Annotated in this window: 24 protein-coding genes; 7 read left to right on the forward strand and 17 right to left on the reverse strand. The window is 73.1% G+C overall.

The window, feature by feature from the left end:
- Window positions 1–139: 139 nt before the first annotated feature.
- From FH610_RS25075 to FH610_RS25090, 4 genes are read right to left on the reverse strand one after another with little or no spacing between them, the layout of a single operon-like run.
- A complete protein-coding gene (locus FH610_RS25075; protein WP_139577275.1) occupies window positions 140–1372 on the reverse strand; it encodes an NAD(P)/FAD-dependent oxidoreductase in 1233 nt (410 codons plus the stop codon).
- A 17-nt stretch (window positions 1373–1389) separates the two neighbouring features.
- A complete protein-coding gene (gene folE, locus FH610_RS25080) occupies window positions 1390–1989 on the reverse strand; it encodes a GTP cyclohydrolase I FolE (protein ID WP_139577276.1) in 600 nt (199 codons plus the stop codon).
- Window position 1990: 1 nt separating this feature from the next.
- Window positions 1991–2419 (reverse strand): hypothetical protein, encoded by a 429-nt coding sequence (locus FH610_RS25085; RefSeq protein WP_139577277.1) that lies wholly within the window; start codon window positions 2417–2419, stop codon window positions 1991–1993.
- Window positions 2420–2453: 34 nt separating this feature from the next.
- Window positions 2454–2987: a DUF2231 domain-containing protein gene (locus FH610_RS25090; RefSeq protein ID WP_139577278.1), complete on the reverse strand. Its 534-nt coding sequence runs from the start codon at window positions 2985–2987 to the stop codon at window positions 2454–2456.
- A 128-nt stretch (window positions 2988–3115) separates the two neighbouring features.
- Here FH610_RS25090 and FH610_RS25095 point away from each other — a divergent pair, with 128 nt between their 5' ends.
- The 4 genes from FH610_RS25095 to FH610_RS25110 all read left to right on the forward strand — a co-directional run bounded on the left by FH610_RS25095 (window position 3116) and on the right by FH610_RS25110 (window position 6783).
- A complete protein-coding gene (locus FH610_RS25095) occupies window positions 3116–3805 on the forward strand; it encodes a helix-turn-helix transcriptional regulator (RefSeq protein WP_139577279.1) in 690 nt (229 codons plus the stop codon).
- Between the two features lie 130 nt (window positions 3806–3935).
- Entirely contained in the window at window positions 3936–4859 is a 924-nt protein-coding gene (locus tag FH610_RS25100) for a sulfotransferase family protein (protein WP_240809177.1), read from the forward strand.
- On the forward strand, window positions 4856–5803 hold the full coding sequence (locus FH610_RS25105; RefSeq protein ID WP_139577280.1) for a glycosyltransferase family 2 protein: 948 nt from the start codon (window positions 4856–4858) through the stop codon (window positions 5801–5803). Before FH610_RS25100 ends, FH610_RS25105 begins: the two co-directional genes overlap by 4 nt.
- Window positions 5803–6783, forward strand: coding sequence for a WecB/TagA/CpsF family glycosyltransferase (locus FH610_RS25110; RefSeq protein ID WP_139577281.1), 981 nt, complete (start codon window positions 5803–5805; stop codon window positions 6781–6783). The genes FH610_RS25105 and FH610_RS25110 overlap by 1 nt, the downstream gene beginning before the upstream one ends.
- On the opposite strand, the gene FH610_RS25115 is transcribed toward FH610_RS25110, so the two are convergent.
- Together FH610_RS25115 and FH610_RS25120 are read right to left on the reverse strand one after the other, a co-directional pair.
- Complete coding sequence (locus tag FH610_RS25115; protein ID WP_139577282.1) at window positions 6716–7090, reverse strand: DoxX family protein; 375 nt, start codon at window positions 7088–7090, stop codon at window positions 6716–6718. The two genes, FH610_RS25110 and FH610_RS25115, sit on opposite strands and share 68 nt — an antisense overlap.
- Window positions 7091–7274: 184 nt before the next feature.
- Complete coding sequence (locus FH610_RS25120; RefSeq protein ID WP_139577283.1) at window positions 7275–10670, reverse strand: phosphodiester glycosidase family protein; 3396 nt, start codon at window positions 10668–10670, stop codon at window positions 7275–7277.
- Between the two features lie 319 nt (window positions 10671–10989).
- Between FH610_RS25120 and FH610_RS25125 the strand changes: the two genes are divergently transcribed.
- On the forward strand, window positions 10990–11808 hold the full coding sequence (locus tag FH610_RS25125; RefSeq protein ID WP_139577284.1) for an alpha/beta fold hydrolase: 819 nt from the start codon (window positions 10990–10992) through the stop codon (window positions 11806–11808).
- 13 nt (window positions 11809–11821) lie between these two features.
- On the opposite strand, the gene FH610_RS25130 is transcribed toward FH610_RS25125, so the two are convergent.
- The 5 genes from FH610_RS25130 to FH610_RS25150 all read right to left on the reverse strand — a co-directional run bounded on the left by FH610_RS25130 (window position 11822) and on the right by FH610_RS25150 (window position 16203).
- Window positions 11822–13060, reverse strand: coding sequence for an RNA polymerase sigma factor (locus FH610_RS25130; protein ID WP_139577285.1), 1239 nt, complete (start codon window positions 13058–13060; stop codon window positions 11822–11824).
- Window positions 13057–13371: a YciI family protein gene (locus FH610_RS25135; protein WP_139577286.1), complete on the reverse strand. Its 315-nt coding sequence runs from the start codon at window positions 13369–13371 to the stop codon at window positions 13057–13059. Before FH610_RS25135 ends, FH610_RS25130 begins: the two co-directional genes overlap by 4 nt.
- A 300-nt stretch (window positions 13372–13671) precedes the next feature.
- Complete coding sequence (locus FH610_RS25140; protein ID WP_139577287.1) at window positions 13672–14529, reverse strand: bifunctional 5,10-methylenetetrahydrofolate dehydrogenase/5,10-methenyltetrahydrofolate cyclohydrolase; 858 nt, start codon at window positions 14527–14529, stop codon at window positions 13672–13674.
- Window positions 14526–15146, reverse strand: a complete 621-nt coding sequence (locus FH610_RS25145; RefSeq protein WP_139577288.1) for a cyclodeaminase/cyclohydrolase family protein — start codon at window positions 15144–15146, stop codon at window positions 14526–14528. Before FH610_RS25145 ends, FH610_RS25140 begins: the two co-directional genes overlap by 4 nt.
- 112 nt (window positions 15147–15258) lie before the next feature.
- Window positions 15259–16203 (reverse strand): EamA family transporter, encoded by a 945-nt coding sequence (locus FH610_RS25150; RefSeq protein WP_139577289.1) that lies wholly within the window; start codon window positions 16201–16203, stop codon window positions 15259–15261.
- Between the two features lie 104 nt (window positions 16204–16307).
- Between FH610_RS25150 and FH610_RS25155 the strand changes: the two genes are divergently transcribed.
- Entirely contained in the window at window positions 16308–16808 is a 501-nt protein-coding gene (locus tag FH610_RS25155) for a MarR family winged helix-turn-helix transcriptional regulator (RefSeq protein ID WP_139577290.1), read from the forward strand.
- Window positions 16809–17301: 493 nt separating this feature from the next.
- On the opposite strand, the gene FH610_RS25165 is transcribed toward FH610_RS25155, so the two are convergent.
- The 6 genes from FH610_RS25165 to FH610_RS25190 are packed head-to-tail and all read right to left on the reverse strand — an operon-like array spanning window position 17302 to window position 24049.
- Entirely contained in the window at window positions 17302–18210 is a 909-nt protein-coding gene (locus tag FH610_RS25165) for a sulfotransferase (RefSeq protein WP_139577291.1), read from the reverse strand.
- Window positions 18207–19574, reverse strand: coding sequence for a lipopolysaccharide biosynthesis protein (locus FH610_RS25170; RefSeq protein WP_240809178.1), 1368 nt, complete (start codon window positions 19572–19574; stop codon window positions 18207–18209). The genes FH610_RS25165 and FH610_RS25170 overlap by 4 nt, the downstream gene beginning before the upstream one ends.
- On the reverse strand, window positions 19541–20395 hold the full coding sequence (locus FH610_RS25175) for a sulfotransferase domain-containing protein (protein WP_139577293.1): 855 nt from the start codon (window positions 20393–20395) through the stop codon (window positions 19541–19543). The genes FH610_RS25170 and FH610_RS25175 overlap by 34 nt, the downstream gene beginning before the upstream one ends.
- Entirely contained in the window at window positions 20392–21357 is a 966-nt protein-coding gene (locus FH610_RS25180; protein ID WP_139577294.1) for a hypothetical protein, read from the reverse strand. The genes FH610_RS25175 and FH610_RS25180 overlap by 4 nt, the downstream gene beginning before the upstream one ends.
- Window positions 21354–22706 carry a hypothetical protein gene (locus FH610_RS25185; protein ID WP_240809179.1) on the reverse strand — a complete coding sequence of 451 codons (1353 nt, stop codon included), beginning with the start codon at window positions 22704–22706 and terminating at the stop codon, window positions 21354–21356. The genes FH610_RS25180 and FH610_RS25185 overlap by 4 nt, the downstream gene beginning before the upstream one ends.
- Window positions 22703–24049, reverse strand: a complete 1347-nt coding sequence (locus FH610_RS25190; protein ID WP_161628074.1) for a Wzz/FepE/Etk N-terminal domain-containing protein — start codon at window positions 24047–24049, stop codon at window positions 22703–22705. The genes FH610_RS25185 and FH610_RS25190 overlap by 4 nt, the downstream gene beginning before the upstream one ends.
- A gap of 322 nt (window positions 24050–24371) precedes the next feature.
- On the opposite strand from FH610_RS25190, the gene FH610_RS25195 reads away from it, so the two are divergent.
- A complete protein-coding gene (locus FH610_RS25195; protein ID WP_139577296.1) occupies window positions 24372–25403 on the forward strand; it encodes a glycoside hydrolase family 26 protein in 1032 nt (343 codons plus the stop codon).
- The last annotated feature ends 4 nt before the right edge of the window (window positions 25404–25407 follow it).

Here is a 25407-nt window from a genome sequence, read left to right on the forward strand (position 1 = left end):
GCACGAGGCGGCACGAGGCGACACAGGGCAGCGCTTCAGCTCAAAATCGGCGGCGCTGCCCGTGCCCGCCCTTCAGGCCCCGTGTTCAGGCCCCGTGTTCAGGCCCCGTGGAGACCGTCGGCAGGGTGTCTGATCAAGGTCAGGCTTCCCCGCTCTGAGGAGCGGCGAGGGTCTCCAGTGGCCGGCCGGTGTCGGCCAGCGCTTGGGGCGTGACGGGTGTTCCGGTGCGTATCAACGTCTTGATCGGCTCGACGACGTCCCAGACGTTGACGTTCATGCCGGCCAGGACGCGATCGCCGCTGAGCCATAAGGCGACGAACTCCCGGGCCGCGACGTCGCCCCGGAAGACGACCTGGTCGTAGCCGCCGGGCTCGACGTGGCCGACGTACTCCATGCCGAGGTCGTACTGGTCCGTGTAGAAGTAGGGCAGCTCCTCGTAGACCGCCTCCCGGCCCAGCATGGTGGCGGCGGCGACCGCGGGCTGTTTGAGCGCGTTGGCCCAGTGTTCGACCCGTACGTGCGTGCCCAGCAGAGGGTGGTAGGCATTGGCGACGTCCCCGGCGGCGACGATGTCCGGGTCGCCGGTCCGCAGGGTCGCGTCCACCACGATGCCGTTGTCCACGTGCAACCCGGCGCTCAGGGCGAGCCGCACGTCGGGTTCGGCGCCGACACCGACGAGGACGGCGTCGGCGTCGATCTCGCCGCCGTCGCCCAGACGTACGCCCGAGGGCGTGATCTCGCTGACGGTGACCCCGAGCCGGAGGTCGACGCCGTGGTCGCGGTGCAGATCGGCGAAGACCTGGGCCGCCTCGGGCCCGAGCGCGCGCAGCAGGGGAAGCCGCGCCGTCTCCAGCACCGTGACCGCGACGCCGGCCTGCCGGGCGGCGGCGGTGACCTCCAGCCCGATCCAGCCGGCCCCGATCACCGCCAGCCGGGACACGCTCCCGAGGACGTCCCTGAGCGCCTCGCAGTCCTCGATCCGGCGCAGGTAGTGCACGTGCGGCGCCTCCGCGCCGGGGATCGGAGGCTTTCGCGGCCGGGCCCCGGTGGCCAGCAGCAGTCTGTCGTATTCGATCACGCTGCCGTCGGCCAGTTCGACGCGGTGGGCGCCGCGGTCGAGGCCGACCGCGGCGATGCCGAGCCGCAGCTCGACGTCGTGGTCGGCGTACCAGCCTTCCTGGTGGACGAAGACGCCGGCCCGGTCGGTCTTGCCCGTCAGGTAGCCCTTGGACAGCGGGGGCCGCTCATAGGGGCGGTGCGGCTCGGCGCCGATCAGCGTGATCCGCCCGTCGAATCCCTGCTCGCGCAGGGCTTCGGCGGCTTTGGCGCCGGCCAGGCCGGCTCCGACGATCACGAACCTCTGCTGTGTCACGGCGATGGTCTCCTTGTTCAGGTGCGGGTGCCGGTGAGGGCGAAGAACTCCTGACGGGATCGGGCGTCCTCCCGGAGGATGCCCAGCAGCGTCGAGGTGACGGTGGTCGAGCCGACGGCCCGTACGCCCCGCAGAGTCATGCAGGTGTGCTCGGCCTCGATCACGACGCCGACCCCCGCGGGTCGCAACCGGTCGGCGAGCCAGTCGGCCACCTGTTTGGTGAGCCGTTCCTGCACCTGCGGCCGGCGGGCGAAGTGCTCGACGACGCGGGCCAGCTTGGACAGCCCGAGGATGCGGTCGCCGGGAAGGTAGCCGACATGCGCGACTCCGGCGAAGGGCAGCAGATGATGCTCGCAGACCGAGCGGACCGGGATCGCCCGGGCCAGCACGAGCTCGTCGTAGCCCTCCTCGTTGGGGAAGGTGGTGAGGTCGAACGGGCGTGGCGTGAACAGCTCGGCATACGCCTTGGCCATCCGCGCCGGAGTCTCCCGCAGGCTCTCGGAGTCCGTCGAGATGCCCAGCGCCTCCAGGAACTCGCCGGCCGCGCGCTCGGCGGCGGCCAGGTCCACACCGTCGCGCGGCTCGTCGATCACCCGCAGGGCGTTACCGGAACGCATCTCAGCCGCCGCTCATGCCGAGCGCGGTCAGCAGCACCAGCACCACGGTGGCCACCGCCAGCAGACCGTGTCCGGCCACGACCGCGACTGGGAAGTGCCGCTCGGGCGGTCCCGCCGAGCCGGTGGCGCCGGGCCCGCCGGCCACCGCCGTACGGCCGCGGTAGGCGGGGATCCACCGGGCGAACATCGCGAAGCCCAGCAGCGCGACCGGGACCAGCAGGACCAGCGCGACCCACGCCAGGGCGGCGATGCCGGCGAACAGGTATGCGATCCACACGACCAGCCCGGCGGCGGCCAGCGCGAAGTGACCGAAGATCAGCCCTGGTGAGAAGCGGCTGGTGCGCCGGCCGCCTCTGGCGATCCAGACGCCCAGCATCACGAAGCCGCCCACCGCGGTGAGCAACCAGGTGACCAGTGCCGCGATACCCATGATGAATTCTCCTTCTGTGATGGTGGGATGAGGGTCAGCGCCGGAAACCGTCGGCCTGGGTGGCCTCGTCGGCCACCCGCACGCCGTAGCGGTAGGCGAGCTTGCCGCCCAGGTAGCCGGAGACCACGAGCAGCGCCAGGCTGCCCGCCGAGAGCAGCAGCGGGCCGAGCGCGACCGCGCCTGTCGTCGTGCCCGCCGCCGTGCCCGCCGTCGTGCCGGTCTGACGCCACAGGAAGCCGGCGGCGTACGCGGCGGTGATCACGAGGTTCAAGCCCATGTGGAGCAGACCCGTGCGGAACGCCGGGGTGCCCGGCGGGATGGCGAACAGGTCGAGGAACCCGGCCATCGCCGCGGCCAGCGCGCCGAGCACGCCGATGGCGATCAGCCACTTCGAGCCCTCGGCGAGGAATCCCGGATTGGGCGCGAACCGGGACGCCAGGTCGAAGACCATGCTCGCCACCCACGCTCCGATGGGCACCGCGACCAGCATCGGGTGGAACGGATGGCCGTACGGCCCGGCCAGCACCGCGCTCACCGGTCGTTTCGCCTCGTTCAGCTCACCGGTCATCCGGACCTCCGCGTGCGACGTATTTACGCCAAAGAATGTTGGTCTTATTTGGCCCGGCGGTCAAGGAGTACGCGTACATCGGAGGGGATACGGTTTTCGACCGCACGGGCGGGCGTTATCGTGGCAGGGTGACAACGGATCCCGCGATCAGTGCGGTGGCCGCACTGGACGACGTGCTGCGGCAGGGGATGTACGCCTACATCCGCAGGGCGCGCCGCCCGGTGACCCGGGACGAGGCCGCCGCCTCGGTCGGAATCTCCCGCAAGCTGGCCGCCTTCCATCTGGACAAACTGGTCGACGCCGGCCTGCTGCGCGCCCGCTACGAGGCGGTCGGCGGCATCCGCAAGGTCGGCCGCACCCCGAAGGTCTACGAACCCGCCGAGACCGACATCCGCGTCACGATCCCCGAACGCCGGCACGAGGTGCTGGCCGACATCCTCATGGACGCCGTTCTCGCGGAGAGCGAAGGCGAAAGCGCCCGCCAGGCGGCGGTCCGGGTGGCCGGTCGGCACGGCGAAGAGATCGGCGCCGCGGAACGCGCCCGGGCCAAGCCCGGCCGGCTCGGCGCGGAACGCGCCCTCACGCTGCTCGAAAGCCTGCTCGCGCGGCACGGCTTCGAGCCCGGCCGCGAGTCTCCCACCTGTGTGCGGCTGCGCAACTGCCCGTTCCATCCACTGGCGGCGCGAGCCCCCGAACTGGTCTGCGGGGTCAACCACGCCTTCCTCGACGGCATGCTCACCGGCCTGGACGCCTCCAGGGTGCGGGCCGTCCTGATGCCGCGGCCGGGGGAGTGCTGTGTCGAACTGCGCTCCTCCTGAGGCTTCCCCCGCCCCCGGTGATCCCGTTCCGCCGCGGGCGGCGGCCTCGTAGATCCTTTGGCGATCAGGGGTCGCCTGATTACCCTCCGCGCTAGGGTCGTCACGTTTCGCATCCATCCGTGGAGGACACGTGGCCGACGCTCAGCCGGTGATCTTCGTGGGCGGCCTGGGACGCAGCGGTAGCACTCTGCTCGAACGCCTCCTCGGCGAGGTGCCCGGCGTGGCGCCGCTCGGCGAGGTCGTCCACCTGTGGGACCGCGGCGTACGCGCCGACGAGCCCTGCGGCTGCGGGCAGCGGTTCTCCCAGTGCCCGTTCTGGGTCAAGGTGGGCGCCCGCGCGTTCGGACAGTGGCGGCAGAGCCAGGCGGGGTGGCTGCCCGGCCTGCGCGCCCGCGTCGACCGGACCCGCCGCGTGCCCGTCCTCGCTCTCGGGCTGGCGACCCGTGAGGCCGAACTGGCCGAATACGTCCGGTCGTACGCGCGCATCTACGCGGCGGCGGCGGAGGTGGCCGACGCCCGGGTCGTCGTCGACTCCAGCAAGCACGCCTCCCTGGCGTACTGCCTGACGGCGATCATGGATATGCGGGTCGTGCAGGTGGTGCGCGACCCGCGGGCGGTGGCCGCGTCGTGGCGGCGCAGGGTGCGCAGGCCCGAGGACGGGCGGCCGATGACCCGCTGGACGCCCGCGCGCACCGCCGTCCACTGGCTGGCCCAGAACCTGGCCTTCGAGGTGCTGCGCCGCAAGGGCGTGGAGGTCGTCCGGGTGCGTCACGAGGACCTGGTGCGGGATCCGCGCGCGACGCTGGGACGCCTGGCCGCGTGGCTCGGACTTCCCACCGGCGGGCTCGCCTTCCTGGACGACCGCGAAGCGCTGCTCGGCGTCGCGCACACCGTCTCCGGCAACCCGATGCGTTTCTCCGTGGGACCGATCGAGATACGCCACCGTCCGGCGCCCCTGCCCCGGTCCCAGCGGTGGCTGGTCACCGCGATCACCCTCCCCCTTCTTCTCTTCTACGGCTATCGCCTCGTCTACCGGCCGGGAGCGCGGCGATGAGGCCGTCCGTCGGCGTGGTCGTCCCCACCCGGGGCGACCGGCCCGGCCCGCTGCGGGCCGCGCTGACCGGGGTGCTCGCCCAGGAGTACGCCGGCCCGGTTGAGGTGGTGGTCGTGGCCGACGGTGTGTCCGCCTCCCTCGTCGCCCAGCAGGTGTCCGGCGTCGCCGGTTCCGCGACCTGCCCCAGGGCCGGATCGGAGGCGGGGGGAGCGGTCAGGAGCGTCCGCGTGCTGGGCAACCGGCGGGCCGCCGGCCTGCCGGGCGCGCGCAACACCGGGATCTCGGTGCTCGGCACGGACTTCGTCGCCTTCTGCGACGACGACGACCTCTGGCTGCCCGGCAAGCTGGCCGCCCAGGTCGCCGCGCTGGCGGAGGAGCCCGACGCCGGCTTCGCGAGTTGCGCCGTCGAGGTCGAGTACGGCGATCGCAGGGTGCCGCGGCTGGCCGGCACCGGCCGGGTGACCCATCGGCACCTCACCCGCTCGCGCATGATGATGGTGCACTCCTCGACGTTCCTGTTCCGCCGGGGCTGGACATGGGTGGACGAGAGCGCGCCGTCCGGTCAGAACGAGGACTGGGACCTCGCGCTGCGGGCCGCCTGGCGGCATCCGATCGTCCACGTCGACCGGCCGCTCGTGCGGGTGCGCTGGGGCTCTTCGCACTACGTGGGGCGCTGGGCCGACCGGATCGCGGGGCTGGAGTGGATGCTCGCCCGGCATCCCGGGCTGGCGGCGGAACCGCGGGGCGCGGCCCGCGTCTACGGGCAGCTCGCCTTCTGCCACGCGGCCCTCGGCCGGCGGCGCGAGGCCGCCCGCTGGTCGCTGCGCGCCTTCTCCGCCCGGCCGGGTGAGCCGAGGGCGGCGGTGGCGCTGGCGGTCGCCGGAGGGCTGGTCAGCCCGCGCGCCGTGCTGCACGCCCTCCACCGTCGCGGCCACGGCATCTGATGGCCGAGCCCGCGCCGGCGCGTACGGCGGCCGTGGACCCGGCGACGCCGGTGCGGCAGTGGTCCGAGGCCGTCCGGGCATGGGGCGCCGGGGTTCGTGTGGACAGGGTTCGTGTGGACAGGGCTCATGGGGACAGGGTTCGCGTGGGCGGAGTGCTGCTCGATCCGCTCACCGAGGCACAGGTGGTCGCGCGGGTGATGGGCGCGCTCGAGCGCGGCACGGGTGGGCACGTCGTCACGCCGAACGTGGACATCTGCCGTGCCGCCGCCCGCGACCCCGCTTTGCGCGCGCTGATCGACGCGGCCGAACTCGCCGTGGCCGACGGTATGCCGCTGGTCTGGGCGTCGCGCCTGCTCGGGCGTCCGCTGCCGGAACGGGTGACGGGAGCCGACCTGATCTGGTCGCTGACCGGGGCCGCCGCGGCCCGCGGCCTGCCCGTCTACCTGGTCGGGGGACCGCCCGGCGTCGCCGAGGCGGCGCGGGACGCGCTGTGCGGGCGGCATCCGGGTCTGGTCGTGGCGGGTGTCCACGCCCCGCCGTACGGGTTCGAGACCAGCGCGGCGGCGCTGGCGGAGGTGCGGGGGCGGCTCATCGCCGCGCGGCCGTCCCTGGTCTTCGTGGGGCTTGGGTTCCCGCGGCAGGACCGGCTCGTGGCGGAGCTGCGGGCCGACCTGCCGGGCGCCTGGTTCGTGGGGTGTGGCGCGGCCATCGCGTTCGCCGCCGGTTCGGTGCGCCGGGCCCCGGGCTGGATGGGCGACCACGGGCTCGAATGGCTGTTCCGCCTGATCAGCGAGCCCCAGCGGCTCGCCCGCCGCTACCTGGTCGACGACCTCCCCTTCGCCCTCCGCCTCCTGTCGGGCGCCCTGCTGCGCAGGGCTTTCCGGTCGCGAAGCAGGAGCGAGGAAGCAGGGGTCAGAAGGCGTACGGGCCGAAGCGGCCCCAGGCGACCACGGCGGCCAGCACCAGGAGCACCAGGTTGACGACGATGACCGGGGATTCCGCGCGGCGGGCGTGGACGACGGCCGCTCCGGCCATGAGCAGGGCGATGCCGAGCGCGGCGAGCGGCGTCAGCACCGGGACGATGCCCGTGACGGCGGGCAGGACGAGGCCGAAGGCGATCAGCACCTCGAGAGCGCCGAGGCCCTTGACCGCGCCCGCAGAGAAGTCCTCGGTCCAGGCCATGCCGGACACGGCCAGCCTGTCCTTCGGCTGGGCGAGTTTCATCACCCCGGCGACGAGGAAGGCGAGGGTGAGCAGGCCGGCGATGACCCACAGGACGATGTTCATGGGGAGTCCGTTCTTGCGGCAGCAGAGCGAAATGTAGCGGATGGGCGAGCCGCGGCCATCGCCGCGGATCGCCGGCACGGCTGTCCCGGCCGCGAGTGCGGATACGGAACGGCGGGCGGCCGCCCTCGGTGAGGGAGACCGGCCCGCCGCTCTCATCGGGCCTGCCGGCCCGCTCTCATCGGGCCTACTGGGCCACCGTGATCGTGGCCGAGGCGGATTGCCCTCCCGACGTGACCGTGAGGGTGGCCTGGCCGGGCCGTACGCCGGTCAGCGTGTGCGTGGACAGGTCGAGCACCGCGACGACGCCGTGGCGGCGTGCCGCCTTCTTCGCGTCCGCGGCCGACTCGGCCACCGCGAGGGCGCGGTCGCCGCTCCACGTCACGCTGGCCGGGTACGCCAGCGGGAACGTCAGGTTCGCGCCGCTGGTGGTGCCCGTCGCCGAGACCTCCGCCGAGGCGCCCGGGGCGAGCGCGCCGGGCGCCGACAGGGAGATCTTGTCGATCAGCGGGTTCGTCCGCGCCACGACCCAGTCGCGGGTCTGCGGGCTGGGACGGCCCGCCTCGACCTCGCCGGGCCGGGGATCGACGCCGACGAGGTCCCACCCGAAGAACCCGCCCTTGTCCGGGGAGCTGTAGGGCGTCTTGCCCACCGGCGGCGTGGTGACCTCAAGCACGCCGTCCGACCTGGTGGCGGCGGCGGTGTGGGCGTGGCCGGTGAACAACGCGACCGGCTTGCCCGACGACTCCCGCCAGTCGGCGAGCCACTTCTCGACGAGGTCCGCCTCCCGCTGGTCGGAGAACTGGGACGCGCCCGCCCCCGAGGGGTCGCGGAGGGGGTGGTGGAACACGACCGCGACGGACTTCACGGATTTGTCCTTCGCCGCGGCGTCCAGGTCCTGCCGCAGCTCCGGCACCTGCGACCAGTCGGACGTCCGCAGCCCGCCCAGCGTGGTGTTGAGCAGGACGAATCGGGTGCCCTTGTGGTCGAACACCTGGTGGGCCGGCCGCCCGGTGGCGATGAAGCCGTCCAGGGTCCCCGTCGCGGTGGCCCCGGACTCGTGGTTGCCCGGCGTCCAGTAGACCGGCAGGTCCGCCGGCACGTCGGCCTTGAGGATCTCCTCGGCGAGCGCGAAGTCGGCCGGCGTGTTGTTGTCCACGAAGTCGCCGTTGATCACGATGAAGTCGGGCTTCGTCGCGACGGCCTGCTTCAGCGCGGCGGCCGCCTGCTGCGCCGCGAACGACGTCGTGCCCCCGGCCGCGCCCACGTGCAGATCGGACATGATCGCGAACCGCCAGCGCGAACGGTCGATGTCGGCCTGCTCAAGGACGAACGGATCGGGGATCCGGGTGTCGCCGGTGGCGAGATCCTGCCCGACCAGCGCGGTGAGCCCGTCGAACCTGAGCTGTCCCGCGTCCTTCGCGAGGTTGGAGGTCTCCACCACGTACACGTTGAGCAGCGTGATCGGCTCGGTGAAGCCGGTGGGCAGGGCGCCCTCGACCCACTTCCATCCGGTCCAGTCGACCACGGAGGCGAAGGTGAAGGGGACGTTCGTCGTGCCCTGCGACCGCAGCGTGGCACGCAGCCAGTGCCCGCGGCCGTCGCCGTACACCCACAGGCCGAGCCGCCTGGTGCCGGTCGGCAGGGTCAGCGGCCCGGGCTTGGCCACCGCGTACGCCGCCGAGGTGCCGGAGGTGCCGGTGAAGTCGTAGGTGAGCGCGAGGGCCTGGTTGCCGGCCGCCGCGCCGGGGCGGTCCGCCGCGTCGACGGCCGCCACCGACGCGGTGGCCTTGGCGGTCGAGACGACCCAGGGCTGGCCGCCGTCGAACTCGGCCAGCGAGCCGCGCTTCAGCCCGACGGCGACGGGCAGGTGCGCGACCTTGCCCTGGACGGTCGCGGTGATCACGGCGCCGCGGCCGTCGGCCGCCTCCAGCCCGGTGACCGTGAACGATCCGTCGTCGCGCGGCTCCACCTTCACCACGGCCGTGTCGTAGTCCAGGTCGACGTCGCGGGCGGCGATCGGCGCGTCGAAGCCGTCGGCATCGGTGCCGGTGACCCCCACGACGGCCGAGCCGCCGGCGTCCAGGGTCAGGCTCGTGGCGGTGAACGCGACGGTGGACAGGTCACCGAGCACGCGGACGTCCGCCGCGCCGTGCGCCCGCCCCGAGCGGGCCTCGATCTCGCCCTCCCCGGAACGCTCGGCGTGCAGGACGCCGTCGCGCACCGTGCCGAGCTTCCCGGCGTCCCAGCGGACCGTGCTGTCTTTGCCGCCCTTGTCGCCCTTGTCGTTCTTGCCGCCGTCGAGGGCGACCGGGGCGTAGGACTCGTCGTACCCGGCGGCGGAGACGCCGAGGGTGAGCCCGGGGAAGACGCGCGGCGCGCTCGTCCGCACCGCGATGCCCTTGAGTGCTCCCGATCCCTTCGCGGCGAACAGCCCGACTCCGCTGGGGATGGGCCGTTCACCACCGTCCGACGGGGTGTTGACCACGCTCACCCCGGCGTCGCCGGGCGTGCGGGCGACGAGATCGGACGAGCCGCCGCCGTCGAGCATGAACGCCTCGTCGGCGCCGAGCCGCACAAGGAGCTTGGCGGTCTCGTCGAAGCTCAGACCGGCCGAGAAGTTGGCCGAGCCGTCGACGGTCACGAGCAGGAGCCGCCTGCCGCCGTCGCGCCAGCCGATCGCCGTACGCGGCTTCGGCGCGTCGTTGCCCGTCGAGGGCGGGAAGTCGACGGCCTGGCCGTCCCGCACGAGGACCGCTCCGCTGCCCAGCGCGGTGCGCAGCTTCGCGGGGGAGTCGGTGCGCAGGCCGGTGGTGAGCGTCACCGGGTCGCCGGCCTTGGCGGTGGCGAGCGGGGCCGCCGCGCTCCCCACGCCCACGACCACCAGGCCTCCGGCCGGCACCGGCGTCGTGGTGACCGCGTCGTTCACCGCCGTGACGACGCCGCCGGAGACGACCACCTCGGTGACGGGCGCGCCGTGGCCGATCAGCGTGCGCAGGCCCGGCCCCCACTGGTCGGTGAAGACCGAGACGGCGTTCGCGGGCAGGGACGCAGAGTTGAGCGAGGCGACCGGATGGTCCGTGCCGCCCACCGCCACCGTGCTCTCCAGCAGCGCGCTCGCGAGCCGGGCGATCTTGTCCTCGCCCACCGAGGCGACCGTGGCGGGCTGGGTGGTCGCCTTGCGCACCTGGCCGTCCCTGACCTCGGGGCCGATGACCGCGTTGGTCTGGTTGATGTCGTAGTAGTCCCCGTTGACCGCGGCCACGGCTCCCGCGGCGTCCGCCGACTTCGACAGCGCCCGCGTCTCGGTCAGCGCGCCGCCGACCATGCCCACGTCCACCCGGTCGTCCGCCAGGTCGGCGTTGAGCACGTGGGTGCGGGTCCAGCCCGTACGGCCGAAGGTGTCGAACGACGTCAGCACGATGCCGGGGGCGATCACATGGTCGGTGCGGGCCGCCTCGACGGACTCGCCGGAGACGGTGGTCTGGTAGCCGGGCGGTTCGGCCGGCCTGTCACCGGGGGGCGCCTCGGCCCGCGCCGTCCCGCCGACGGCCACCGAGCCCGCGGCGACGACCGCTGCCACGGCGACAATGTGCGCAAATTTGCGCATTTTGTACCTCCAAGCAATAACGGGCCTGAAGGTAGACAATCCCGAAACCGATCTTCCGTCCACGGCATGACGCCGTCATGACCACCCCGTGAACGGCGAGCTTCCCGGACGTCGGTGTCCTTGTCGGTGTCCTTGGGGTGGCGGGTGGAGGCGCAGGCGAGGTGGACGGGTGCGCCGGTGCCGCTCCCGGCATCTGCCGCTTACGTCGGACGTAATTGATGCGCCTACCCCTGCATCGCGAAGATTGTCCACGTCGGCGCCACTAACGAGCGGCATCACCAAGGAGCTATCCATGTTTTTCCACACTCATGACGGAACCCGCCTGGCATATGAGGACTACGGTCAGGGCCGGCCAATCGTGTTCGTGGCCAGTTCGATGCTCTGCTCCGATATGTGGGAGTACCAGATTCCGTACTTCGTGGAGCGGGGCTACCGCTGCATCGCTCTGGACCGGCGCGGGCACGGCCGCTCCGACCGCCCCTCCAGCGGTTACGACCTGGACACCGGAGCCGATGACCTGGCCGCCTTGATCGAGCAGCTCGACCTGCACGAGGTCACCTTGGTCGGCCACTCGATGGGCGGCGCCGAGGTGGCCCGGTATCTGGCTCGGCACGGCGACGCCCGGATCACGCATGCCGTGCTGGTCTCGGCCATGCTGCCCTTCCTCCGGCAGACCGACGACAACCCCGAAGGCGTCCCCGGCGTGCTCCTGGACGCGTCGCTGGCCGCACTCGACGCCGATCGCCCCAAGTGGCTGGCCCGGCAGGCGCAGGCGTTCTTCGCCACGCACCTGGGCAACGACGTCTCCCCGGCACAGATCGACTTCACCCTGCGCCAGTGCCTGGACACCTCGCCCTGGGCGACCCGCCAGTGCCAGCGCAACGTGGTCGACTTCGACCACCGGGCCACCTTGCCCGAGATCGCTGTGCCCACGCTGGTCGTCCACGGCGCCGCCGACTTTTCCGCTCCGGTCGAGGTCACCGGCCGCCGCACCGCCAAACTGATCCCCGGGGCCGTCTACCACGAATACCCGACCGCCGGGCACGGCCTGTACGTCAGCCACCGAGACCAGTTCAACGACGACCTGCTCGCCTTCATCACGGCGCGATGACACGCCACCGCCGCTACCCGGTCTCGTCACGCCTGCGGGCGAGGTAGCGGCGCTCCGCGTCGGTGGGCGCGAGCGCCAGGGCCTCCTCGTAGGCCTGCGCCGCGTCCGCCGTACGGCCCAGCCGGCGCAGCAGGTCGGCACGGGTCGCGGCGAGCAGGTGGTGCCCGGCCAGCGCGCCGCCGGCCCGCAGTTCGTCGACCAGTCGCAGACCGGCGAGGGGGCCGTCGGCCATCGCCACGGCCACCGCCCGGTTCAGCTCGATCACCGGAGACGGCGTCAGCCGTGCGAGCTGTGCGTACAGCCCGGCGATCTGCGGCCAGTCGGTGTCGTCCGGGTCGAGGGCGGTGGCGTGACAGGCGGCGATGGCCGCCTGCACCTGGTAGGGCCCGGGGCGGCGGCACGCCAGCGCGTCGTCCAGCAGCCGCAGCCCCTCCTCGATCTCGTCGTGGTCCCACTTCGCGCGATCCTGGAACTCCAGGGTGACGATGTCGCCCGCCGCGTCGAACCGTGCCGCGCGCCGCGAGTCCTGCAGCAGCATCAGCGCGAGCAGCCCCTGCGCCTCGGGCTCGCCCGGCATGAGCCCGGCGAGCACCCGGGCCAGCCGGATGGCCTCGGCGGTCAGTTCCGGCCGGGCGGGGCTCGGTCCGCCGCTGGCCGAGTATCCCTCGGTGAACAGGACGTACAGCACGCCGAGCACCCCTGCCGTCCGCTCCGCCAGCAGGCGCGCGGGCGGCACCCGGTAGGGGATGCCGGCGTTGCGGATCTTCCGCTTGGCCCTGACCAGCCGCTGCGCCATGGTCGTCTCCGGCACCATGAACGCCGCGGCGATCTCGGCCGTGGTCAGCCCCGCGAGCGTACGGAGGGTGAGGGCGACCTGCGCCTCCAGCGGCAGGGCCGGGTGACAGCAGGTGAACATCAGGCGCAACCGGTCGTCGGGCACGTGATCCTCCTCCACCGGCTCCGGATCAGGGCCGGCCGGCATGGCCGCGACTGAGCGGAGCCGCGCCACCTCGGTCGTGCCGCGGCGGAGCCGGTCCAGCGCCCGGTTGCGGGCCGCAGTGGTGAGCCACGCCCCGGGACGGCGCGGAACGCCGTCCCGGGGCCAGCGGGCGAGTGCCTGGGCGAAGGCGTCCTGGGCGCACTCCTCTGCCAGGTCCCAGTCGCCGGTCAGCCGGATGAGCGTGGCGACGAGGCGGCCCCACTCCTCGCGGAACGCCTCCTCGACGACCCGGGTGACGTCGGCGCCGCTCATTCCGGCCAGAACGGCCTCACCTCGATCGAGCCGAACGACGCCACGGGATGCTTCAAGGCGATCTCGATGGCCTCGTCCAGGTCGGTGCACTCGATGATGTCGAATCCGGCGATCTGCTCCTTGGTCTCGGCGAACGGCCCTTGGGTCACCAGTCCGGCTCGCACCGTCGTGGCGTCGCTGACGGGGCATAGGCGATGCCCGTCGAGGCGCACTCCGCGGCGCTCCGTCTCCTCGATCCACGGCTCGGGGTCGGCCTGCTCGGGGCTGACTTCAACCGACTCCTCGGCACAGATCAACAGCAGGTATTTCATCGGTCCTCTCCTCCGGGACACGGCGGCCGCCCTGCACGGCCGCTCTCCTCTACGACGCGGTGAGTCTCCGAAATCGACATCCGGTCCCGTGGAGCGACGACGAGAGGGCCGGGAGGAGAGAGCCGTGCGACGGGCACGCGCGGCGGTGACGGCGGTGTTCGCCGTGAACGGCGCCCTGATCGCCGCCTTGGCGGTCCGCACGCCTTCGCCGCGTGGAGCATCGGCTCCGTGGCCGGGTCGCTCACCGGTGGGGCCGCGGCGCACGCTCTGACGGCGCGGGGGCCGGGGCAGGGCGCGCGCTCAGCCGCGTCCGGCGGCCTGCACGGCGGCATTCACGGTGTGCCGCAGCAGCAGCGCGGTGGTGACCGGGCCGACCCCGCCGGGCACGGGCGTGAGCGCCCCGGCCTGGTCCGCGACCGCGACCGCGTCGACGTCGCCGACCAGGCCGCCGTCCTCGGTGGGGTTGGTGCCGACGTCCACGACCACCGCCCCGGCCCGCACGTGCTCGGCCGTGATCAGCCCGGCGCGGCCGACCGCGGCCACGACCACGTCGGCCGCGGAGGTGACGGCGGCCAGCTCCCGCGTACGGGAGTGGCAGACCGTCACGGTGGCGTTCCTGTCCAGCAGGAGATGGGCGGCGGGCTTGCCGACCACGGTGGACCGGCCGACCACGGCGACGTGGCTGCCGACCAGGTCGACTTCGTGGTGGTCGAGGATCGCCACGACGGCCTCGGCGGTCGCCGGAGCGAAGGCGGGCAGGCCCGCGGCCAGGCGGCCCAGCGACAGCGGGTTGGCGCCGTCGACGTCCTTCTCGAACGCGATCGCGCCGGCCAGGTCCTCCAGCTTCGCTCCCTGCGGCAGCGGGGTCTGGAGGATGATCCCGTGCACGGTGTCGTCGTCGCTCAGCGCCGCCAGCCTGTCGCGGATCAGGCCGGGGGCGGCGTTCGCGCCGAGGTCGACGATGTCGCAGGTGATGCCGGCCTTCTCGGCGGCGCGGGCGATCGAGCGGACATACCAGGCGCTGGACTCGTCCGCCGTGGCGACGACGACCGCGAGCTTCGGCGGCGTGCCGGCCGCGGCGAGCGCGGCGGCCCGCTCGGCGGCCTCGGTCCGGATCGACGCCGCGAGCTCCTTGCCGGACAGAACCCGGGCGCTCACTTGGCGATCTCCTCACGGACGGCGGCGGTGACGCGTTCGGCCCGCGCGGCGACCTCGTCCACCCCGGCCGCCTCGGCGGCCAGTTCGGCGCGGGCCCGCTCGTCCTTGATCCCCCCGAGGTTGATCTCGATGTTCACCCGGGCGGTGGTCGCCGCGGCCCGCGCGGCCTCGGTGGCGGCGGCGATGTCAGAGACGACGTTGCGGTTGCCGATGGGCAGCAGTTCCTCGGCGATGCCGACGACCTTCCTCGCGACGGCGACCACCTCGGCAGGGACTTTGCCCGCCCCCACCAGCGCCTCGGCGATGGCGGCCGATCGGGCCGCCTTCGCCTCGTCAGTGTCCTTGGGCAGTTTGTACGCCTCGGTCACCGTCGTGAACGCCGCCGCGTCGTCCTCGGCCAGGCGCAGGGCGCTCGACCGCAGTTCGTCGGTCTCGCCGGTGATCCGTTCGATCACGGCCGCGTGCTCGGCGTACTTCTCGCCGGTGGTGTAGCGCGCGACCATGCCCAGCAGGGCCGCGGCCTGCGCGGCGTGCAGGGCCGCGGTGGCGCCTCCGCCCGGCGCGGGCACCCGATCGGCGAGGCGGGACAGGAAATCGCTGATCTTCTCGTCGCGCATCGCGCTCGTCCTCCGGTCGTCCTGGTTCGCGTATGGCACAGTTCGCGCATGGCACGGCCGGGAAAATCCTCCCACGTCTCGCTCGTCGCTCCGCGTATTGGGCTCCTCCGTGTCAGCGGGACGGGCAGGCCGTCCGGGCCGCGGGCCGTACGGGCTCGGGCGGGGCCGTGGCGCGCCGGGAGCGCCCGGCCGGGGCCTGACCGAGGAGGGTGCCGCCGAGGGCGAGGACCATGCCGAGCAACTGAACCGCGCTGAGGGCCTGACCGAGCGCCGCCCAGCCGATGACGGCCGCGGAGACCGGACTCAGCAGCGCGAGGAAGGCGACGGACGTCGCGGGGAGCCGGGAGATTCCGCGGAACCAGATCCAGTAGCCGAGGGCGGTGCCGACGACACCCAGGTAGACGTAGCCGAGCAGGTTCTCGCCGCTGAGCGCCGGCGGCGCGCCCTCGACGAGCAGGGCGACCGGGACGAGCAGCAGCCCGCCCGCGGTGAGCTGCCATCCGGTGAGGGCGAGGGCTCCGACCCCCTCGGGACGGCCCCAGCGCTTGGTCAGCACGGTCCCGGCGGACATGGACGCGGCCCCGGCCAGTCCGGCGAGCACGCCGACCATGTCGAGTTGTGCATCGGCGCGCAGGACGACCAACCCGACCCCGAGCAGTCCGAGGAGGCCGGCGAGCACCTTGCGCAGGGTCGGACGCTCGGCGAGCAACAGGGCGGCGAAGACGAGCGCGAACAGCGGCCCGACCGCGCCGAGCACCGCCGCGACGCCGCCGGGCAGCCGGTACGCCGCCAGGAACAGCAAGGGGAAGAACGCCCCGATGTTCAACACGCCGAGCACCGCGGCCCGCCAGATCCACACGCCGCGCGGGAGCACCCGGCCGATGACCAGCAATGCCAGCCCGGCGGGCAGCGCTCTCATCACCGCGGTGAACATCGGGCGGTCGGGCGGCAGGAACTCCGTGGTCACGGCGTACGTCGAGCCCCAGGCGAGCGGCGTCAGCGCGGTGAGGGCCAGTGTTGCGGCGGAACCGGACCGGGATGCGGCGAACTTGCTCATGAAGATTGCTCCTCGTTGATAATCTCAACGTTGAAATAACAGCATGAGACTCACATAGACGTCAAACTAGTCAATGTTGAGATACTTAGTGTTGAGGGGTCGCCATGGACGATGCCGTCGATCTGCTGATGACGCAGTGGGCGCGGGAACGGCCCGACCTGGACGTGTGGCCGATGGGGATCATGGGCCGGATCAGCCGGCTGTCGCGGCTGCTCGACCGGGAGCTGAAGGAGTTCTTCGCCGCGCACGGCCTCGAGCGCTGGGAGTTCGACGTCCTGGCCACGTTGCGTCGGTCCGGTCCGCCGTACGAGCTGACGGCGGGAGCGCTGAACAGGGCGGCGATGGTGACCTCCGGCGCGATCACCAACCGCATCGACCGCATGGCGGCCAGAGGACTGGTCGAACGGATCCCCGACTCCGGCGACCGGCGGTCGATCCGGGTGAGGCTCACCGGCCGCGGTCTCGCGCTCGTGGACGAGGTGCTGGAGCCGCACGTCGCGAACGAGGCGCGCCTGCTGGCGTCGCTGGACCCCCGGGAGCGCGACCACCTCGCCGCCGCCCTGCGCACCCTCCTCGCCTCCCTCGGCGACACCACCCTCGGCTAGCTCGATGCCGCTTGTTCACGATCGGTGGTTGCCCGATCGGGGCATACGTCTGCACCTGCACCGCATACAAGACCTGCTGGTGGAGGCCAATACGCTGACCGAGGTGCCGCTTCTCAGGGGGCAGAACCAGTGTCACCGATATAGAACCGGGCCCGGATGTAGGTCGGCTCCTCGGGGAGACGCGGTCGGTGTGCTTCAGCCGGGCTGCAGGGCCTGCGCGAGATCGGCGGCGAGGAGGGACGTCGCCAAGGCAACAGTTTCAGGTTCACCGATGCCCTCTTCTGCGCGTCCCGCCATCCTCGCGCCGAGTGCGTCGGGTCCCGGTGCGAACAGCGCGGCCAGGTACTCGACGGCTTGGTCAGTGATCTCGCTGCTGATGGGGTCGCTGAGTAGGACGTTGAACTCCAGTCCTCACATCGTTCGGGAAATACCATCACTCCGCCGTCGGCGGAGTGATGGTATTTCCCGAACGCCTCCTTCGGCGATACGCCGATCAGTCGTATGCCAGGGCCCGTACGCGGGCGGCGTCCTCGTGGGGGAGGGAGGACGACGTGAGCGCCTGCCGGGAGTCCATCGGGCGGTAGGCCGTACGGGACAGGCCGGTCCAGGCGAAGGCGGGGCGGGTCTCGAAGCGGGAGGACGTGCAGGCGGCGGTTATCCGGCGGGCGGCGCGGCGGGTCCAGGGCAGTCCGCACCAGTCGTACAGGTCGCGGAAGCCGTCGAGGGGCGCGGCGCACAGATCCTCATACCGCACGACCGTGATGCCGGCGGCGCGCCGGGCCACCGTGTCGGTGACCCGTCGTGCGACCTTCCACAACACTGCCGCTCCGGTGGCCACGTCCCGGTTTCCGGCGAGCGCTCCGAGCTCGGCCACGTACGGGTGGTCGCGCAGCAGGAGGGGCTGGCCGAGCAGTTCGCGCACGTCCACCCTCCAGCCGAGCCGCCGCCAGCTCCCGGCGAACGACACGGGGTCGCGGACCACGACGACCACCCGGCACCCGAGGCGGCGGGCGAACCACTCGGCGGACAGGAGCGCGAAGGGATCGTCGAGCAGCGCCCGCCTGGCCAGCAGGCGGCCCACGGTGAACGCCGTGCCGTACTTGGCCATCCGCGCGAGGTCGCCGGGCCCGTGGTTGCGGCGGATCTCGGCCAGCCAGTTGTAGCGCAGCGCGACCGTACGGGAGAACGCCGCCAGCCAGGGCGTCTCGTTGTCGGGGCAGATGTACTGGAAGCGATGGGTCACCGACGCGTCGAGCACGCCGGGGGAGCGGCCCGGCGGGCGCTGCGGGTTCAGCGGCTCGTTGACGTAGACCAGCCGCCGGCTCGCCGTGAGCATCCGGCCCACCCAGCTCGTGCCGCTGCGCGGCAGGCCGGTGACCAGCACGGGCGGTTCCGCGGTCATGAAGCCGCCCTCGCAGCCCCAGCCGCCCCCGCACCGCCGGCCGCCCTCGCAGCCTCGACCGAGCGGCCTCCACCGAAGGGGCGCAGGCCGTAGCGGCGGTGGACCTGTACGGCGGGCAGCAGGTTCTTCACGAGCACGCCGCCCGACCAGCCCAGCACCGCCCCCAGCGCGCCGTAGGCGGGGACGAGCAGCACGTCGAGGGCGATCGTCACGGCGACGGCCGTCGTCACGTTGGCCAGGCTGGCCGCCGTGCGCCCGCCCGCGACGAGCACGACGTCGACCATGCCGCAGGCGGTCGCGACCATCATCGTGGCGGAAAGGACGAGCGCGATCGCGCCGCCGCCGGCGTAGGCGGGCCCGAACAGCGGGAGCAGCCACGGCGCGAGCGCCGCGTACCCCAGCCAGAGCGGCCAGGTGAGCACGACCAGCCATCTGGTGGTGGTCCGATACAGCGCGCGGGCGCCGTCCAGGTCGCCCTCGGTCAGGGCCCTCACCAGCCGTGCCTGCGCGGCCTGGGCGAGCCCCTGACCGGCGAGCTGCCCCAGCACCTTGAACCGGGTCGCCGCCGTGTAGACGGCCGCCGCGGCGGGACCCGCGAGCAGTGCGACGATCACCACGTCGAGCCGCTGGAACAGCGACTGCACGGCCGCCGCGGCCGACCGCGGGGCGGTGTGCCGCCAGAAGGCGCCCACCTCCCCCACGTCGTACGGCCCGAGCCCGCGCAGCCGCACGGCGGCCAGCACCGCGCCGGCCATGGAGGGAAGCGCCCAGGCGGCGGCCAGCACCGGCGGCGGGGCCCCGGCGAGCACGGCCGCGGTGACGAGGGCGAGCTGCCCGAGCGGCTGCACGGCCCCGGTGAGCAGCAGCGTCGGCCGCATGGTGCCGAGGCCGCGGGTGGCGCAGATCAGCACGTCCGACACGGCGACGAACGGCAGGGCGGCGGCCAGCACGACCCAGACGCCGCCGGGCACGCCGGTGAGCCCGGCCAGCGGCCCGGCCGCCACGGCGACCCCGGCGCCCGTCACGGACGCGAGCGCGGCCACCGGCGCGAGGATCCCGCGGACCAGCCGCCGCCCCCCGTCCCGGCCGGCGCCGTCGACGGACCGGTTGCGGGCCAGGGCGTGGACGAGGCCGTTGCCGGTGTCCAGGCGGACGACGCCCGCGAGCATCAGGCACAGCGCGGTGGCCGTGAAGAACGCCCCGGCGGCCGCCGGTTCGAGCGACCGCGTCACCACCAGCACGAGCGCGAACTGCCCGCCCGCCGTGGCACCCGCCGTGGCCAGGCCGGCGACTCCATGCCGGAAAAGGCCGCCCGGCCGTGGAAGATCGGTCAGCGCCGCCACGAGGGCACCGCTCCCAGCCACGGGACGAGCAGCGCGTCCCATGGCTCGAAGTGCTCGCGAAGCCGCCGGTGGACCGACGCGGGCATGGCCTCTCGCGGCCGGGCGTTGTGCCGCTCGAACTCCACGCCGCCGAGCCGGGGCAGTCCCAGGAAGCCCAGCACCCGGTCGTACGCGGCGCCGGGGTCGCGGAACAGCAGTCCGCTGTCGAGGACCAGGATCCGGTCGCGTCCCACGAGCGGTTCCAGCCGGGCCAGCTGTTCGGCGTACCGTCCCCGGGACAGGTAGGCGTGGTGCCGGTGCGCGTGGCTCGCGTATCCGGGGACGGTGCGCAGCCGTTCGGCCTCGCCGGCGAGGCGCTCCGGCTCCAGCGCGAGGGCGCGCTCGAAGCACGGCTCGGTCTCGAACCCCCGCGCCAGCTCGTGCGCGTGGGCGGAGCAGGCCCGCTCGACCGGGTCCCGGACTAAGGCGATCAGCTTGACCCCGGGGAGGTCCCCCGCGATGCGGGCCCCCGCCAGGGGATGGAACAGGTAGTAAGGGGCCGACTCGAACGCCTGGGGGGCGTGGCCCCACCGGAATCGGAGCGCCTGCGCCCCGGACGTCAGCGGGAAGTGGGCGCGATACCAGGGCAGGCCCCGCTCGTAGGCCATGTCGAAGTAGTGGACGCCCTTGCGCAGCACCGGCTTCATGACCAGCGGGTGCCGGGACAGGGCGCGGTACAGCGAGGTGGTGCCGCACCGCTGCGCCCCGATGATCAGGAACGACGGCAGCACCCTGCCCGCGCTGGTCGCCCTCCCGGCGGCGAGCGAGACGGCGTGCGCCGAGTGTTTCAGCGTTGACCTCAAAGCAGGCACTCCAGGTGATCGACCAGAGGGTTCAGCCAGACGGCGGGCGGCCCGAGCGGCTCCCGGCCGTCGCGGCGGTGCCGCTCGGCGAGGGCGACCAGATAGCGGACCGCCGTACGGCGCGCCTGGGCGACGTCGACGCCGAACGGTTCCAGGAGCCCGCCCGCCTGGGCGAGACAGGATCGGGCGGCGACCGGAGGCGGCATCCGGCGCAGCGCCCGGTGGAAGAAGTGGTGCAGGGCGTCGAAGCCGAGCGGCACGCCCACGGCGAACCGCTCCCAGTCCCACACGAGCAGCCGCCCGTCCGCACCCGCGGCGACGTTCCAGGGGGTGAAGTCGCCGTGCCAGGCCGCGGCCTCCCCGGTCCGCTCCTCGGAGCCCGTCTCGTCGTCGTACGGGCGGATGGCGGCGATCTCCCGCGCGGCCGAGACGAGCAGGCGGGCGGGCACGCGGCGGGGACCCACGCGGCGGGAAGTCACGGGCAGCGGCGACAGCATCAGCACCTCAAGACCCCGCCACGCGCCGTGATACAGCACGTCGGGCGGCACGACGACCTTCAACGGCCGCCCGGCGAGCATGCGCAGCACCTCGCTCTCGTATCGCACCAGCCGCCTGGCCCGCGGCGAGTCGCCGATCTTCACGAATCCCGTGAGCCCCGACTCGTCGTACGCCTCGAGGATCGGTTTGCGGTTGGCGCGGCGGGCTGGCCTGACGTGGACGACGACCCGCATCCGGCGGCCGAGGACGTCGCTCAGGTGCGTCTCGATCGTGTCGGTCCCGCCGCCGACGGGCAGGCCGCGCCCCAGCGCGGTGTGCCACCACGCGCGCGGGACGACCCGCCGGGGGACGAGGCGGTGCGGCAGCACGCTGCGGACGCTCGGCCGGGCGCCGGGCCGGGAAGGGGGGAACAGCAGGTTTATCACCTCGTCCAGGTAGTGAAGACGATCGGCCGCGTCCCTCATCGCGCCTCCCCGGGGTCGGATGTCCTGGCGGCGTTGCGCCAGAGCAGGGCGAAGGAGATCAGATACAGGGTCAGGGCGCTGATCAGCCCGTCGTAGACGACCATGTAGAGCAGCACGAGGATCATCACGAGCGTCCCCGCCTTGCCGATCGGCGTCCGGTCGGCCCAGTAGCGCCGCACCGCGCCGGCGAAGAAGGCGACGTACAGCAGGGCCCCCGCGAAGCCCTGGCTGATCAGCAGCAGCCACAGCTGCCCGTCGCTGCCGAGCGGGGGATGGCCGCACTCCACGCACCACGAGCTGCGGCCCGTCGTGACCGTGCGGTGGCTGCCGTACGCGTTGCGCGTGTTGCCATACCCGATGACCGGCGAGGTCGCCGCGACCCGGACGGTGGCCGCGACGGTGAACGCGCGGATGCCGTTGCTCTGCGGGTTGTCCAGCCGTTGCGCGACGATCGTGCTCAGCGGCGACAGCAGGAACGCCGCCGCGACGACGGCCGCGACCGCTCCGGCCAGGAGGGGGCGTGCGCCCCGGACCATCAGGTACGCCGCCGAGATGCCGAGCCCGATCCACAGGCCGCGGTTGAGCGAGTAGACGACCGGGACGGCGGCTGCGGCGAGCGCGAGCACGGCCGCCGCGCGGCGGTACGGCCCGCCGTAGGTCCACCAGCCGACCACGAACCAGATCACGAGCACCGAGACGTCGCTGCCCCAGGCGTTGGCCCACTCGAACGGCGCCTCCGGGCGCGGCGCGGCGTGCCCGAGCACGTGCTGCATCTGGGCCGCCGTCGGGTGGATCAGGTTGGCGACGAACGGGTTGCCGCCGATCGACGACGGCAGCGCCATCTCCAGCGGCGAGGTGAACGCGAAGCCCGGCGCGAGCACGCCGAGCAGCCCGCCCGCGACGGCCGTCAGGAACAGCACGCCGAGCCACCTGACCAAGGTGCGCTGCGGCAGCTCGTCATGGGTGAGATTGCCCAGGTAGAGCACCATGATCAGGAGTGAGACGTAGACGGCCAGCCGCATCAGGTAGCCGACGACCCGGCCGGCGGCGAGCTCGCCGTATGTGCCGTCCGGCGTCTCGGCGAGCGCGAGCGCGCTGACCAGGTAGCCCGCCAGCAGCAGCGCCCACAGGCCGAAGCCCTTCGGTGCGCGGATCGGCCGCCTGTGCCACAGCGCCACCGCCATCGGCACGGCCAGCACCACCACCGACAGTCCGCCCAGGCCGAGCGCCCACCAGAGCGGATAGCCGAGCAGGAACGCCGCGATCGGCCACGCCGCCCGCGCGGGACGGCGCCGGCGCCGGGGGCGGGCCGCCGGAGGCAGGACGGTGCGGGGGGCGGGGATGGTCACGCGCCCCACTCCGCCGTCTCGGGGACGGGCGCGACGAACCCCGGCGGCACGGCGACGGCGCCGAGCACGCGGGCGCCCTGCCGGCCGAGTTGCCGTACGGCCCGGGCGACCTCCGGGGAGGTCGTCCGGCGCAGGGTGATCAGCAGCAGGGCGGCGTCGGGATGGGCGGACCGGCCGGTCACGACCGTCACCGGCACCAGGTGCGCCAGCGCGGGGCCCAGGCCCTTGGCGAGCTGCCTGGCCGTGCCCTGTGCCCGCACGCCTTCCAGGCTCCCTGTCCGCACGCCTTCGCGGCTTCCTGCCCCCACGGCTTCGGGGCTTCCTGCCCCCACGCCTTCGAGGAGCAGCCGGTGGGGCCCGCCGCCCAGCGACGTGGCGACGGCGGCGGCCATCTCGTCGAGGACCGCCGCGTCCGGCCTGGCCGGAAGCTCGGCGAGCAGCGGCAGGCCGCACAGCCGTTCGACGTCCGCGCAGGTGCGGATGCGGGTGTCGAGCCGGTCGCGGCCGAACGCGGCCCCCGCCCCGGCGAGTACGCCGAGGAACAGGCCGCTGCCGAGGAAGAGCGGCGGGCTCGGATGGGCCGGCCGCGCGGGCGGCCTGGCGGGGCTGATCACCGTGCCCGGCGTCACCGCGACGGTCTTGAGCGCGTCGTAGCGCAGCGTGAGGTCCGACACCTGCCGGGCGAGCACGGCCTGCCGCCTGGCCGGTCCCGGTCCCGCCGCGGTCTGCCCGGTCGCGGTCCGGGTGGTCGTGGTCTGAGTGGCCTGAGTGGGCTGAGTGGCCTGAGTGGCCTGGGCGTTCGCCGCCTGGGTCGTCACGGCCTTGTCGAGATCGTCCTCGACCTCGCGCAGCCGCGCGGCGATCAGCTTCAACTGGCCGCCGATCGCGTCCTCGGCGGCGCGGGCGCGGTTGCGCAGATATGCCTCCGCGTACGCCTGGGCCCCCGCGGCCGCGGCCCGGGGATCCGACGCCGAGTAAGAAATGGAAAGAATGGCGGAATTGGGAGGAACGTCCACGATCACATGCTCCCGCAATTCCTCCGGATCCGGATATCTCAGAATCGCGGCGGCCAGGGTGGAGACGACCGCCGATCGGGCGATCTGCGATTCGGTGTCGAGGTTGAGCGTTTCCCGTTGCCGGGAGCTCGGCACGTTGAACTGTTCCTGCGCGCCGGTCGCCAATACCTGCACCTGGGCGACCGCGGTGTAACGCTCTGGGGTCATCGCGAGCGCCGCGGCGCCGCCGCCCACTCCGGCGAGCAGGCAGACGGCGGCGACCAGGCGCCTGCGCCGGAGCACAGAGCCGTATTCAGAAAGGTCGCGGCTGTGCGGCGGCAGGCTCATCGAACTCCCCGTGCCCTCGTTCGTCACGCGGCCGCGGCCGGCGGTGGGGCCACCGGTGCCCCCCCGGATGAGGGAGGGGCAGCCGGGCGCGTTCGTGGTCCCGGCGGCGGTCCGGCGGGATCCGGCTCGAACTATAAGCCGCCACGGAGTTTCGTCCCCGGCTATTGCCGAATTAGCGTCAGGCGATGGCCGCTCAATTAGCCGATTAAAACGGAAATATCCGTACTCGTGAGATGGGGAAACGGCCCCCGAAGCCACGGGGATTGATGGGATGGTGTTTGCCCATCCGTTCATTGCGTGGTCTGCCGAGGAAGGGGGCGCGATGAGACTCATCGCCGGCTTGGCCGTACTGGTGGCGGGGGTGTGCGCGACGGCCTGCGCGGGCACCGCCACGAGCGGGCGGGTGCCGGGCGGCGGCGCCGGGACGACGCCGGTCGCCTGCGCGGTCACGGACAAGCTCATCCCGACGTGCGGGGCGTGGTGGGGGATCGCGCCCGACGTCTTCTCCGGTCGTGGCCCGATCCGCGCGGTGGACATGGCCGAACGGCGCATGGGCCGCCGGGCCGACATCGTGCACGTCTACCACCGGGGCGGAGAACTCTTCCCGACCGCCGAGGAGCGGGAGATCGCCAAGGGGCCCCGCCTGCTGCTGGTGAACTGGAAGCCGGCGCTCGACCACACGTGGGCCGAGGTCGCGCGCGGCGAGGTGGACGGGCGCGTCGACAGGCTCGCCGAGCACATCCGGCGCACCTTCCCCGGCCGGTTCTTCCTCACGATCCACCACGAGCCGGAAAACGACGTGCGCGAGGGCGGGGGCTATTCCCCCGCCGACTATGTCGCGATGTACCGCCACGTGGTGACCCGCCTGCGGCAACAGGGGGTGCGCAACGCGGTGACCGTGATGACCTACATGGGCGCGCCCAACTGGGCGGCCAAGCCGTGGTTCGGCAGGCTCTACCCCGGCGACGACGTGGTCGACTGGGTGGCCTTCGACCCGTACGCGGACGACCGGGTGAGCGACTTCGCCGGGCTGGTCGACAAGACCCGGCCCGACGCGCCGGGCTGGCCCGGGTTCTACCGGTGGATGCAGGCGAGGTTCCCGGCCAAACCGATCATGGTCGCCGAGTGGGGCGCCTTCGAGCGGCGCGGGGCACCCGCGTTCAAGCGCGACTTCTTCGAGTCGGTGCGGCGTCAGATCGGGGACTACCCCCAGATCAAGGCGCTGGTCTACTTCGACTCGCCGCTGGCGCCCCGGGGCGACACCAGGTTCGACACCACGCCGGGCGCCACCCGGGCGTTCGCGCAGCTCGGGCGGCTGCCCCGCTTCACGTCGACGCCGGTGCCGCCCTCCTGAGCAT

Source organism: Microbispora catharanthi (assembly GCF_006334915.2).
Classification (GTDB): domain Bacteria; phylum Actinomycetota; class Actinomycetes; order Streptosporangiales; family Streptosporangiaceae; genus Microbispora; species Microbispora catharanthi.